Origin of the sequence: Streptococcus sp. 'caviae', from assembly GCF_001937065.1 — a bacterium.
Lineage (GTDB): Bacteria > Bacillota > Bacilli > Lactobacillales > Streptococcaceae > Streptococcus.
Genome location: NZ_MOWR01000008.1, coordinates 1 through 13,673, shown reverse-complemented (window position 1 = coordinate 13,673; position 13,673 = coordinate 1). Strand labels below are relative to the sequence as shown.

Below are 13,673 nucleotides of genomic sequence, written 5' to 3'. Positions count from 1 at the left end.
TACTTTCCGCTGTAGCAAAAACGCCAGAAATCACTCATTTCTGGCGTTCGGAGATTTTGAGACTTGGGCTCAAAATCTAGGTATGAAATTCCAAAGGAAGTTGCTACCGTCCGCGCTACCTAAGGAAAGTATCATAACACAATAGTTCTTTTGATAAAAATTGACTTTTTCTTCAGTCTGAAACCATTTTTTAATGGTTTTTGTTTTGCCTTAAACGTGTTATAATAAGGACTATTAATACTTTTTGGGAGAACATCATGGCGACACCGGCAGATAATCTCAAACTGGCACAGCGCGGTCCTGTTGTCAGTATTATTGTTTATTTATTATTGACTGTCTTTAAACTTCTCGCCGGCCACTTTTTGCATTCGGCATCCCTGACGGCTGACGGTTTCAACAATGCATCTGACATTGTCGGAAATGCGACTATTTTGATTGGTCTGCACTTGGCAAGCAGGCCTGCAGACAGTGACCATAAATTTGGCCACTGGAAAATAGAAGATTTAGCCAGTCTGGTGACATCTTTCATCATGTTTACCGTCGGTTTTCAGGTACTTCTTGAGACCATCAATAAGTTGCTCCGCAATGATCAAGTCAGAGTTGATCCCGTGGCAGCTTTTGTCGGTCTCATATCGGCTGCTCTTATGCTTTTGGTTTACAGTTACAATATCCGTTTGGCTAAACGGCTTAAATCCGGAGCACTCAGAGCAGCAGCCAAGGATAATCTTTCTGATGCCTTGACTTCCCTGGGAACGACTATTGCTATTACAGCCAGCAGCTTTAGCCTGCCTATTATTGATAAGATTGCTGCAATTATTATTACCTTTTTAATCTTGAAAACGGCTTACGATATTTTTATGACCAGCGCCTTCAGCCTTTCAGACGGTTTTGATGACAAACAGCTGCAAGAGTACGAAAAAGCTATTTTAGAAATTCCTAAAATTTCAGCAGTAAAATCCCAGCGCGGACGTACCTACGGCAGCAATGTTTACCTCGACTTGGTCTTAGAAATGAACCCAGATTTATCGGTTTATGAGAGCCATGATATCACAGAAAGGGTAGAGAACCTGCTGCAGGAACGGTTCAATGTCTATGATATCGACATACATGTCGAACCGGCTGCTATTCCTGAAGATGAAATCTTTGAAAATGTTTATCATAAACTTCACAAATACGAAAAAATCATCTTATCTAAGATTCCCGATTATGAAAAATTAATAGCGGAACATTTTGCCCTGATCGACGAAAACGGCCATATTACTACCAAAAAGAAATTCCTTCAATCACAACAAAGCAGAGCCAGCAATTTCACTTACTTTAAAATGATTACCATCAGCCAGAAAACCAAGCTCATTACCTATGAACTTGACGGCTGCCGCCACAGCAGTCTTTGGCGCAGACATGAAAAATGGCTGCTCATTTACCATCAGATTACACCCATAAAAAAATAAGCCCGATCGGACTTATTTTTTTATAGTTTTGGTTGCGACGTCTTCGCCAAACCATTTTTGAGAAATTTCTTGGAATTTGCCGTCTTTATACAGTTTCTTGAAGGCTTGATTGATCTTTTTGACTAGCGTCTTATCAGATTTGCGGGCGCCGACTGAGAAATCTTCGCTGGCATATTTTCCTTTAATAATATTATAGTTATCCAGTTCTTGTTCCTGTTTGAGATAGTAGTTGGCATAGACGCGGTCAATCAGAAGGCCGTCGATGCGGTCATTTTTTAAATCGATAAAGGCTTGTGTAAATGTTTCATACTGGGTTGCATCATTATCCTTGACAATATCCTTTAAAACCTTTGGATTGGCTGTAAAAGCATCGTAGCCTGATGAACCTGACTGCGCTCCTAAAGCCTTGCCCTTCATGTCAGCAAAACTGGCAATGCCGGAAGATTTTTTAGCTACAAGAACCTGATCATTTTTCATGTAAGGTTCTGTAAAACTGACCTTGCGGGCACGTTCTTTGGTTTTTGAATAGCCGTTCCAAATGAGATCAATCTTACCGTTTTTTAACTCGGTTTCTTTTAAATCCCAGTTGATGGGCTGCCATTTGACCTTGATGCCATACTCAGCAAATACTGCATTGGCTAAATCAACATCAAAACCAACATTTTCACCGTTTTTATCCTTGAAGCCCATAGGAACAAAGGTATTGTCAAAACCAATGGTAATGGTCTTCTTCGATTCGAACTTCTTCCAGTTATCCTTAGCATTAGTATCTTTTTTCCCGCAGGCAATCAAGGTTACTGCTGCCAGAAAAGCTAGAAAAACTACTGCTGCTTTTTTAAATGTCATGTTACTACCTAAACTTTCTTTTTATTTTGGATTGATTTTGATAATCTCATCAGAGATGTTTTGAGCAAACTGCATATCATGCGTGACAACAATCTGCGTAATTCCCATATCCTGATTTTGTAAAATCAGCTTTTCTACTTCCTGACGCAGCTCCGGGTCAAGAGCACTGGTCGGTTCATCATAGCCGATAATTTTAGGATTAACCATCATGGCACGCGCCAAAGCTACCCGCTGCTTTTGTCCGCCTGATAAGGAATAAGGGTAGGCATTTTCATGCTCCTGCAGTCCCAGCCGTTTCAAAAGCTCTCTGGCTTTTTGCTTGGCTTCTTCTTTTGATTCATGCATCGTTTTTGTCGGCGATAAAATCAAATTGTCTAAAACTGTCAGATGCGGAAACAGCTGAAAATCCTGAAAGACAAAGCCCAGCAAGTTGCGATTTTCCAAATGATTTATAGGAACTTCTTCGCCATTATAGATGACCTGACCGGAATCAATTTTTTCAAGCCCTGCCAGCATTCTAAGAAGGGTTGTCTTCCCGCCGCCGGATGGACCCACCAAGGATAAAATCTTGCCTTCCGGAATACTTAAATTAAATTGATCAAAAATCACTTTCTGTCCGAATCGCTTGGATATATTTTTTAATTCTAACATGATTCACCCTTACTTGTAATAGCTAAATTTCTTCTCAACATACTTAGATAAGAGAGTAACGATACCAATTAAAATCAAATAGATACCGCCGGCAATAAACATCGGTGCTAAGGTTGCATCGCGGTTGGCTGCTGTTTTGCTGGCCAAAAGCAAGTCGCCCACACCCAGAACATAAACCAGCGAGGAATCCTTGACCAGGTTAATAATTTCATTAAAAACACTTGGCAGAACAATCTTAACCACCTGAGGCAAGATAATATAGCGGATAGTTTGCAGCTGACTCAGCTTTAAGACCTTGGCAGCTTCATATTGGCCCTTAGGAATGGCCTCGATACCGCCGCGGAAGATTTCTGCAAAATAGGCTGCATAATTCAGCGTAAAAGCTAAGATGGCTGCCGGCATTCGGTCAAAGGTAACCCCTGCACTGGGCAGTACATAATAAATGAAAATCAGCTGCAAAAGGAGCGGCGTCCCACGCATGACCCAGACATAAAGATTTAACAGCCAGCGCAAAGGCTTGAACTTAATCTGCATCAGAAAAGCCAGAACAGCCCCTAAAGGAATAGATAAGATAATAACAATAAAAAAGACCTGTAATGTAATAAGCGCCCCATCTAAAAGACTGGGTAAAACTTCCGATATATAAGACATAACCGCTCCTGTAAAGATAATCGTTATTATTATATCAAATTTTCAGAAAATTTGATAGATAGATTTAAATCTTTAAGCGTCTTTTATCAGCCAAGCTATTCTAAGAGCAGCTGGATATTTCATCAGTATAGGCAAGCAAATAAGAGCAAGGTCGCTTTCGATACTTTTTATCGAAAATTTCCCTGCTCTTTCCCCTTTAATTCAAAAGGCATTTAGCCTCAATCTACAGCTTTTTAACGAACTCCGATTTTAATTTCATGGCACCAAAGCCGTCTATCTTACAGTCAATGTTGTGATCGCCTTCAACGATGCGGATATTTTTCACACGCGTTCCTTGTTTGAGGTCTTTGGGTGCTCCTTTGACTTTGAGGTCTTTAATCAGACTGACAGTATCGCCGTCAGCTAGTTTGTTGCCATTGGCATCAACAGCAAGGACTCCTTCATCTTCTTCAGTATCTGCCGGATTCCATTCATAAGCGCATTCTGGGCAGACTAAGAGAATACCATCTTCATAAACGTACTCTGAGTGACACTTGGGACAATTGGGTAAAGACATATAAACTCCTTATTATTTTATTACTATCTAAGTTTACCTGAGTTTTCACTGCTTGGCAAGTCCTAAATTCTCAATTTGCAGACAAGCTAAACCGCTCCTAAAAAAGCAGCCGAACATCATTGTTTCAGCTGCTTCTGGCTATTATTTTAAGGATTGAATACTGACTACAATTTCTTGTACCAAGGTTTCGTCTGTTAATCCCGTTACTTCTTTGATGACCTCCTCCAAAGGTTTTTCCTGCAGGAGTTTTTGCAGCTGAACACTTTGTTCATCTGTCTCATCCTGATATTGGAAAACATAAGCAACGGTCTTTAAAAGATTGTCATAAGATAATTGACGTTCTCTCAATTCACGGATAGGGCGAATGAAGCGCTCATCATAGCCCAGCTTTCGAATTGGTGTACGGGCAACCCGCGCCACATCATCAACGATATAAGGATTTTCAAAACGGCTGATGATAATGTCGTGATAAGCTTTCAGCTCTTCTTCTTTGAATTCCCATTTAGCGATCAAGAGCTGACGAATTTCTCCCAGAACAGCTTTGACCTGCTCTTTGACTTGCTGATTTTGAAGCGCTTCTAAGACTGTTTTAGCTCCAAAATAAGCGCCTGTGTAGGCTGTTGTCGCATGGCCTGAATTAACTGAGAACAGCTTTCTTTCGATAAACGGTTCCAGATTGTCTTCATAGTGAACCGCTGACAGCTTCAAATCAGGATTTTTCATGGCTGCTGTTTCAACAACCCACTCCGAGAAAGGTTCAACCACAACAAAGAGCGGATCTTCGTGGGCCTGAGCAGGAACGATGCGGTCAACTGCTGCATTTGGAAAGCCGATATAGTCTTTGGCGAAAGCAAGGCCATCAGAACTGAGATACTTTTGCACTTCTTCCCAAAGGAAGGCAGAACCTCCAATCATATTTTCACAGGCAATAACATCAAGAGGCTGTTTATTGTCACTTTCACGGCGCTTTTCAATCCCCTGGGCAATCAATTCTGCAATAAAAGGCAAAATATTAGGGCCGATAGCTGTTGTGACCAGATCAGCATTTGCTACAGCTTCTACAACAGCCTGGGGATTCTCCTTATTGTTAATGCCTGAAACATTTGATACGGCAATATGGCGTTTGCCGTCCTCAGCAATTTCAATCTCATAAGCGTGCCGCTCATTAAGGGCACTGATAATCTTGTCATTGACATCGACAAAATCAATAGCAAAGCCGTTTTCAAATAAAATTTGCCCGATAAAACCGCGCCCGATATTGCCGGCACCAAAGTGTACTGCTTTTTTCATGTTTTCTCCTTTACTTAAGATACAAAGGCGTAAGCGACACACAGCAAAATAGGAAAGCTGACGAAGATGCCCAGCATCTAGGAAGTCTTTCTCTTTTTGCCCAGTGTCGTAGCCGTGTTCAGTTCATAAGATACGGTATAGGCTTGTTATCTAAGTGCTTCGCACTTGATAACAAACGCCAATCATCATAGTGCATTGGCTACCTCTCCCGCTAACTTTGTTTGCTTAGTAAAATCGACTAACCAAACAAAGTGTCGCAAAGGGCGTGAAGAAATCCGTATAAAAATAGGAAACTGACGCTGTGTCCTCAAGACACAAGGAAGTTTATCTTTTTTACTAGGATTTTAGCCCGTGTTCAATTACTAAGATACAAAGGCGTAAGCGACACACAGCAAAATAGGAAAGCTGACGAAGATGCCCAGCATCTAGGAAGTCTTTCTCTTTTTGCACAGTGTCGTAGCCGTGTTCAGTTCATAAGATACGGCAGAGGATTGTTATCTAAGTGCTTCGCACTTGATAACAAACGCCAATCATCATAGTGAACTCATGTTTAATTTATCATTTTACATTGCTTAACAGTTTAATAATTTCATCTTCTGTCTGTGCATCTGCCAGTTTAACAACATTGTCAACATCTGCGCAGAAAATTGAGATATTCTGAATAATTTGCAGGTGCTCATCACCAATACCGGCAATCCCAAAGAGAACTGTGGCAACCTGAGGATTATCCGGTGTTCCAAAATTAACGCCATCAGGTACCTGAACAACTGTGATACCGGACTTAAGGACATTTTTCTTGGCATCGTCCGTTCCATGCGGAATGGCGATAAAATTGCCCATGTAAACAGACAATTCTTTATCACGCTGCACCATGGCATCAACATAAGCAGGCTCTACATAGCCGCCGTCAAGCAGGAGCTGACCGCAAAAGCGGATGGCTGCTTCTTTATCTGCAAACTGCTGATTCAGTTTGATTAACTCTTTTTGAAATTCCATCTTAGGTCTCCAATTTCTTTATTTTTTCTGTAAATATTTGATTCAACAACTGATAAATAATATCTTTATTACCGGTTTTATAAATTTCTGTATAGAGGTGATTTTCAATAATTGACTGACTGATAGCTGTCATCAGATCTCTGATTTCGCTCGATTCGTCCATCCGGGTCAGCATGACCAAAATTCTGCTGACAGTTTCTTCCTGATAATTCATGGAAAGTGCTTTGACGGGTCTTTTTAAATCATAGATTTTAAAACAAGACCTCTCTACCTTGCTGGACTGTGTGTGCAGAAGGGCCAAATTGGTTTCGGGAATAGCCAGCGGACTGACTGCAAAACGTCTCAGCAATTTATCAGATAGGTATGTTTTGTCTGACACGATATCCAAGGTGTCAATAATCTTAGGAACACTGGTCTCAAATTGATCAGGGTTGTCAATCGTTTGATAGGAAAATTCCTGTAACAGCTGCTGGGCAGCTGCAAAATAAGTCTGCAAATCATAGCCGGCTGATTTTTTGGGCTCATCACGGATAATGATCTTTTGATGTGCCTGTGTATCCTGAAGATACTCCTGAAGCCGTAAAATTTCCTTAGCATCAGGGTAAATAGGGACATGCTTAACCTCTTCATCCGGCAAGGGTTTCGTAGCCAATACACAGTTATAATAATCCTGATCTGCTGCTTCGTACTGATTCAAAGCTTTAACATCAACCTTCTCAACAAAGGGGGCTATCGTCTTGATGCGAGTGATCAAAAGTTCTCTCGCCAGAGGCCGCTCATCTGTTAACAGTAAAATCTTAATCGGATAGATATCCGGGCTCCGCCTCAGGCTGGAAGCAAAATGCAGGGTAATCAGTTCGTATTCAGACGCTTTTTGCAGGTATTTGGGAAAAATATCCTGAACCAAGAGACTGACAACCCGGTGAAGGTAGTCATTGCCGGCTGCCGCATCATGCGCAATGCTGACCTTTGATTTATCCTCAAAAATCTGCGGAACAGCCAAATTCAGACGAATATGGTTAAAGAGAAAATGAAACAGTGTTTTATCTTTTGCAAAATTAATCTTAGTATACTGCGACACCTTATCAATAAGATTGGAAATATTATAGTAAAAGGCACTGTCAAACTTTTCATGAAAGAGGGGTGTTTCCTGCCTTTTGATGACCAATTCATCCAGCACACTGGCATAGTAAAGAATTTCCTGAATCGTGTAAAACTGATTGGTCTGCTGTGAAAAGTCTGCGTAGATCTTCTGTGAGAAATCGAGCGCTGCCTTACTGATATTCGGACCAACCGGCTCACTGTCCTGCCAGCCGGACAAGGCTAAGAGAATGATGAAAAACTCCGTCATCTTAGCATCCAAATCAGGCAGGTCTGTCTGTGAGGCCTGAAAAACTTGCTTGGCTATCTCCAGCTTATCGCTGCCAACATCTCTAAAACGTCCGTATTTCCCAGTCCAAAAATCAGAAACAGAAATATTATTTGTTAAGAGAACAGCCAGCAAGCGCCGCAGAACATTTCTGGCGCCCAGCAGCTGATAGCCTTTTTTGCGCTCCAGATATACATCAAAATCAGCCAAACGCTTTTCTATTTCTGCAATATCCTGAATAATGGTCACATTTGATACCTTAAAATCAGCCTGCAGCTCTTCGTTTGTAATGCTGTCAGAAGCCAGCAGGAGCTTGTAGGTAATCAAATTCAAACGCTCATACTGCTCATAATTATCCAAATAATGAAAATCAGCTAAATTTTCTAATTCTCCCACTAAAAAATAGTACTGGTCTTCTTTGATAATACTGATATTAATAGCATTAAGACTCTTTGTTAGGTCAGAAATAACCCGATAAACGGTTCGCTGAGATACCTTCAGCAAGTCTGCTATCTGCTTTATTGAAAGCTTCCCATAATCTTGGAAAGCTTTCAGCAGTTGTTCTTCTCTTTTTGTTAGTAGCATAAACTTATTATACAATATTCCAGTTTATTTTACTTATGCATTCTGGCAACAAGCTTATCATATTCCGGTGTTGTCACCAGACTGTCAACGACCAGCAGCTGAGCATGAGGAGCCGACTGCTGTACTTCTCCCTGATGTGCAATCGTTGTGACCACTAAAATATTTTTAGCATTGTAATCTTTTAAGTCTGGATAAGCTGCCGTTGAAACTGGAATTTTGACCTCGTTATTTTTAAAGATTGCGCGGAGTGTTTCCTGTCCCATAGTTGCTGAACCTTTAGCCTTGCCATGAGCAAAAACGACAGCGTCCACGTGATTTAAATCAATTTCTGTACCAGCTCCTTCTTCTGCCGAACCCTCACTGGCTTCAGGAGCAGCACTGCTGTTGGTCAAGGTTGCAACAATTTCATCATACTTTGGAGTAGCCAGGAAATTATCCACAGCAACATGCACCGCACGCGGTGTTTTTTGTCCTGCACGGTCAGCCAGCTCTTCCTGCGTTACAATCAATGTATTGGCTGTATCTTGCAGATTAGAAATGGCCTGATTGGTTACAGGAATATCAAGACCTGCTTTTTTCACCTTATCGCGAAGAATAGATGCTCCCATAGCTGAGCTGCCCATACCAGCGTCACAGGCAAAAATGATTTGATGAATATTGTCTGTTGTAATGTCTGTGCTAAGCGGTTCGCTTTGGACGGTCTGTCCTTTAGATTCAGCTTTTGCCGCCTGAGTAGCTTCCTGTGCAGCTTCGAGAGAATCATCATCAGACTTATCAGCTTTCAGGATTACCGAACCTACTAAGAAAGATACAATGGCTGCGGCAAAGACGCCGGCCAGAACGACCAAATGAGGTCCCCAGCCTTTAGGTGCCATTCCCATGATGGCAATGATTGATCCCGGCGAAGCAGGCGCTGTCAAACCAGCTCCCAGTGTTTGGAAAGTAAAGGTACCAGTCAGACCGCCGGCAATAACAGCTAAGAACATAGCTGGTTTCATCATAACGTATGGGAAGTAGATTTCATGAATACCGCCAAAGAAATGGATAATCATAGCTCCCCAAGAAGAGGACTTAGCAGAGCCCTTGCCAAACATAGCATAGGCAATCAGTACACCAAGACCTGGTCCTGGATTTGCTTCCAGCAAGAAGAGAACGGATTTACCAACCTTAGCCACTTGTTCAGTTCCAAGCGGAGTAAAGATACCGTGGTTAAGCGCATTGTTCAGGAAGAGAATTTTAGCCGGTTCAATAATCAAGTTAGCCAGAGGCAAGAGATGAACTTTGACAATAGCTTCAACTCCTATACCTACCCATTCTGTTAATTGGGCGACAACTGGTCCGATGATAAAGAAGGCAAGCACCATCAAGGCAAAGCCAATCAAACCGAGTGAAAAGTTATTGACCAGCATTTCAAAACCAGTCCTGATTTTTGGTTGAACTTTTTCATCGAATTTTTTCAGTAACCAGGCTGACAGCGGCCCCATAACCATAGCACCGATGAACATGGTTACGGTAGACCCTGCAATGGCACCGAACGAAGCAATGGCACCGATAACACCGCCGCGCTGCTTGTGAACATTATAGCCTCCAGTATAACCAATTAGGAGAGGCAGCACATACTTCAGCATTGGCCCGACAACATTGGCATCCAAATCCTTATTGGGCAGATAACCCGTTGCGATGAAGAGCGAAGCCGCAACCCCCCAAGCAATAAAGGCGCCAATATTAGGCATAACCATGTTTGATAATGAGGTTCCGAGTTTTTGTATCCGAACCTTTAATGACGATTTTTGTTCCATCAGAACGCCTCCTTTTTATTCTGATATTACTATATCACCATCCTTTTACCAATGAAACTCAAACTTTGGCAAAATTTTTTTGCCATTTACGACTTTTTCTGACATCTTAAAAAAGATTATAAAAAGCCCGAAACAACGTTTCGGACCTCCCATATTATTCAACTGTAACGGCCTTAGCCAAATTACGAGGTTTATCAACATCAAGACCGCGCTGAAGTGAAGCATAGTAAGCAATCAGCTGTGTTGGAATAACCATTGAAATACTTGCTAAATAAGGATGTACTTGGTTAACGACAATATCATCACCTTCCTTATCCAGTCCTTCTTCAACCACTGTCAGGACGTTAGCACCGCGTGCTGCAACTTCCTGAATATTGCCGCGGGTATGAGCCGCAACAGTCTCACTTGATGAAATCAAGGCAAGAACAGGTGTTCCGTCTTCAATAAGCGAAATCGTTCCATGTTTTAATTCCCCGGCAGCAAAGCCTTCACACTGAATATAAGAAATTTCTTTAAGTTTTAAAGAAGCTTCCATAGCCACGTAGTAATCGTTGCCGCGGCCGATATAAAAGGCATTGCGGGAGGTTGCTAATAAATTGGCAACTTTTTTCTCAATTACTTCTCGCTCTGACAGGCTGGCTTCAATAGACTGAGCAACGATTGACAGTTCGTGCACTAAGTCAAATTCCAAGGCTTCTTTCTTGCCGTTGGCTTCACCGACGGCTTTTGAGAGGAAGGCAAGGGCTGCTATCTGAGCCGTATAAGCCTTGGTAGACGCTACTGCAATTTCCGGACCGGCATGAAGCAGCATGGTATAGGTCGCCTCACGTGACAGAGTCGATCCAGGCACATTAGTAATGGTCAAGCTAGGGATTCCCATAGCATTGGCCTTGACCAAAACCTGACGGCTGTCGGCTGTTTCTCCAGACTGACTCAGCAAGATAAACATCGGCTTTTTGCTGAGCAGCGGCATATTGTAGCCCCATTCAGAAGCAATTCCCAATTCAACCGGGGTGTCAGTCAATGTTTCGATCATTGATTTTGAAGCAAAGCCAGCATTGTAGGATGTTCCGGCAGCCAGGATATAAATCCGGTCAGCCTCTTGAACAGATTTGACAATAGCAGAATCAACAGTTAATTTACCATTTTCATCCGCATAGGTTGAAATGAGTTTGCGCATAACGGTTGGTTGCTCGTCAATTTCTTTGAGCATGTAGTAAGGATAAGTTCCCTTACCAATATCGGATAAATCAAGCTCAGCTGTGTAGGCTTCGCGCTCAACAGGATTGCCGTCGTAATCTGTCACCTCAACATTATCCTTGGTTAAGACAACCAATTCTTTATCGTGAATTTCCATGAATTGATTGGTTTCGCGAATCATGGCCATGGCATCAGAGCAGACCATATTGTAACCTTCGCCAAGACCGATTAAAAGCGGTGATTTGTTTTTAGCAACATAAATGGTATCTGGATTTTGCGAATCAACCAAAGCAAAGGCATAAGAACCTTCAATGATATGCAGAGCTTTTTTGAAGGCTTCGAGCACAGACAGACCGTCTTCAACAAACTGGCCGATTAAATGAACGGCAATTTCGGTATCAGTTTCACCTTTTAAGCTATGACCAGCCAGATACTCTTCTTTAATTTGCAAGTAATTTTCAATAACACCGTTGTGAACCAAAACAAAACGGCCAGTCGCTGACGTATGCGGGTGAGCATTGGCTTCTGTTGCCTGACCGTGAGTGGCCCAGCGTGTATGACCGATACCTGTCGATCCAGTCACATCAATACCGATTTTAGCCCGCAAATCGGCAATACGGCCCACAGACTTAATCAAGCGTCCGCTTTCAGGCTTATCGATGACATAAATTCCGGCAGAATCATATCCGCGATACTCTAATTTTTCTAATCCTTGCATCAAAATATCTGTTGCATTACGATTTCCTACAACACCTACAATACCACACATAGTTTTCTTACAGCAGCCTTTCCTTGCTGCTTCCTCCTTAAATTATTATAATTGGTATAGCCTAATAAGGCCTCCAAAAATCAACAAAACCAGTATATAACTTTATTTCTCTAAAGTCAACAACAAAATTGGTCTAGTCTTATTTGATGCACAAAGCTCAAAAAGGAGAGAGCCAATCGGGTTCTCTCTAAGGTATAGCTTTCCATCACCCACTGCAGTTGACAAGGAGCCGCAAAAAAAGAGCAGCTTATGCTACTCCTTTTTGACAAATCCAAACGTTTTTAAAGGCAAAATTCTAAAGGTCACAACACCCTTGATCTGTGATTTTTTGATGAGGCCAAAGGTTCGGCTGTCTTTTGTATTTGTGCGGTTATCATTTAAAATCAGATATCTCCCTTTAGGAATTTCCTGATATTTTCCTTTAGTAACAGTGGCGATGGTAAAATCAGCTGTAAAAGGATTGTCTCCGTTTTTGGCATGATAGCTGCTTTTCAGCTTCTCAATATAGGACTGCCCCTCTACTTTATTATTGAGATAAAAGATATCATCCATGTATGTTATACGATCCTCAGGTTCGCCAATGATGCGTCCGATATAGGACTTACCGTCAGCCTGATAAACAACAAAATCTTTATAATCCGGCTTTTCTTTTTTTGAAATGGTAATGAGATCACCCGCCTTCAAATAACTGTTAACATCATCTTGTCTTACCCGATAGGTTGAAAAAACAAAAATCCGCAATAAAAGCAGGATACAAACTGCCAGTACGGCCAGAAGAATATTTCTGATAAAGTCACGTTTAACCATTGAACTCTCCTTAAGTTATTGCTCTTTATTATAGCATGTTTCAGACAATAAAAAAAGAGAGCAATTTAAAAATCGTGATTTGCAGTCAAACGCCTTTTTATCACTCTCTGATTATCGTTACAATAGGCCTTATGCGCTTAATTTTCACCAAAAAAGAAGGACACTACAGCCACGACAATAACGGCTCCTAAGATAGAGGGCACCAAAGCCATACCGGCCAGACTGGGACCCCAGCTGCCAAACAGAGCCTGCCCCGCCCAAGAGCCAACCAGACCAGCAAAAATATTAGCAAAACAGCCCATCGTTTTTCCTCTGTTTGTCAGAGCACCGGCAATAGCTCCAATAATAGCCCCAACAATCAACGACCAAATCAATCCCATAAGTTCTCTGCCTTTCTGTCTACGAATTATAACTAGTTTAACAGGAAAATCCTCAAATGCCAAGAAAAATGTTTTTTGCCTGTGCTGTCAGCACTCTATAAGCAGTATTCCAATAAGCAGTGTTCATTGGTACGGAAGCACCTGATGAACGGTGCAGGAGTAAGACTGAGTTGGCTAAGCCAACAAGTCTTATTTTGGCTCTATAATTTCTGTAGTGGGTAAAACCACTCTGGAGATTATAGGGCTTTTTGACTACCAAAAAAGTCCCATAAGACTTATAATGAAAAGCGCTAACCATCTCATTAGAAAGTATCTTATGGAAC

At 41.7% G+C, this 13,673-nt stretch carries 13 protein-coding genes; 1 reads left to right on the top strand and 12 read right to left on the bottom strand.

Going from position 1 to position 13,673, the window contains the following annotated elements; translation table 11 throughout:
- Positions 1–257 precede the first annotated feature (257 nt).
- Complete coding sequence (locus BMI76_RS08110) at positions 258–1,451, top strand: cation diffusion facilitator family transporter (protein WP_075347077.1); 1,194 nt, start codon at positions 258–260, stop codon at positions 1,449–1,451.
- 12 nt (positions 1,452–1,463) lie between these two features.
- Here BMI76_RS08110 and BMI76_RS08105 read toward each other — a convergent pair whose 3' ends face one another.
- The 12 genes from BMI76_RS08105 to BMI76_RS10815 all read right to left on the bottom strand — a co-directional run.
- Positions 1,464–2,297 carry an amino acid ABC transporter substrate-binding protein gene (locus tag BMI76_RS08105; protein ID WP_075347076.1) on the bottom strand — a complete coding sequence of 278 codons (834 nt, stop codon included), beginning with the start codon at positions 2,295–2,297 and terminating at the stop codon, positions 1,464–1,466.
- Positions 2,298–2,318: 21 nt separating this feature from the next.
- Entirely contained in the window at positions 2,319–2,948 is a 630-nt protein-coding gene (locus tag BMI76_RS08100) for an amino acid ABC transporter ATP-binding protein (protein WP_075347075.1), read from the bottom strand.
- Between the two features lie 9 nt (positions 2,949–2,957).
- Complete coding sequence (locus tag BMI76_RS08095) at positions 2,958–3,599, bottom strand: amino acid ABC transporter permease (protein WP_057490890.1); 642 nt, start codon at positions 3,597–3,599, stop codon at positions 2,958–2,960.
- Between the two features lie 223 nt (positions 3,600–3,822).
- A complete protein-coding gene (locus tag BMI76_RS08090; RefSeq protein ID WP_075347074.1) occupies positions 3,823–4,155 on the bottom strand; it encodes a zinc ribbon domain-containing protein YjdM in 333 nt (110 codons plus the stop codon).
- Positions 4,156–4,296: 141 nt separating this feature from the next.
- On the bottom strand, positions 4,297–5,445 hold the full coding sequence (locus tag BMI76_RS08085; RefSeq protein ID WP_075347073.1) for a mannitol-1-phosphate 5-dehydrogenase: 1,149 nt from the start codon (positions 5,443–5,445) through the stop codon (positions 4,297–4,299).
- A 558-nt stretch (positions 5,446–6,003) separates the two neighbouring features.
- Entirely contained in the window at positions 6,004–6,441 is a 438-nt protein-coding gene (locus BMI76_RS08080) for a PTS sugar transporter subunit IIA (protein ID WP_075347072.1), read from the bottom strand.
- A gap of 1 nt (position 6,442) precedes the next feature.
- The gene (locus BMI76_RS08075; RefSeq protein ID WP_075347071.1) at positions 6,443–8,395 is read right to left on the bottom strand and encodes a BglG family transcription antiterminator; all 1,953 of its coding nucleotides are present in this window, start codon (positions 8,393–8,395) and stop codon (positions 6,443–6,445) included.
- A 29-nt stretch (positions 8,396–8,424) separates the two neighbouring features.
- On the bottom strand, positions 8,425–10,194 hold the full coding sequence (locus tag BMI76_RS08070) for a PTS mannitol-specific transporter subunit IIBC (protein WP_075347070.1): 1,770 nt from the start codon (positions 10,192–10,194) through the stop codon (positions 8,425–8,427).
- 154 nt (positions 10,195–10,348) lie between these two features.
- Positions 10,349–12,163, bottom strand: a complete 1,815-nt coding sequence (gene glmS / locus BMI76_RS08065) for a glutamine--fructose-6-phosphate transaminase (isomerizing) (RefSeq protein WP_075347069.1) — start codon at positions 12,161–12,163, stop codon at positions 10,349–10,351.
- A gap of 252 nt (positions 12,164–12,415) precedes the next feature.
- Positions 12,416–12,970: a signal peptidase I gene (gene lepB / locus BMI76_RS08060; RefSeq protein ID WP_075347068.1), complete on the bottom strand. Its 555-nt coding sequence runs from the start codon at positions 12,968–12,970 to the stop codon at positions 12,416–12,418.
- A 137-nt stretch (positions 12,971–13,107) separates the two neighbouring features.
- Complete coding sequence (locus BMI76_RS08055) at positions 13,108–13,350, bottom strand: GlsB/YeaQ/YmgE family stress response membrane protein (protein WP_075347067.1); 243 nt, start codon at positions 13,348–13,350, stop codon at positions 13,108–13,110.
- A gap of 52 nt (positions 13,351–13,402) precedes the next feature.
- Positions 13,403–13,673: hypothetical protein (locus BMI76_RS10815; RefSeq protein ID WP_075347066.1), on the bottom strand; the 271-nt coding region annotated here is incomplete at its 5' end.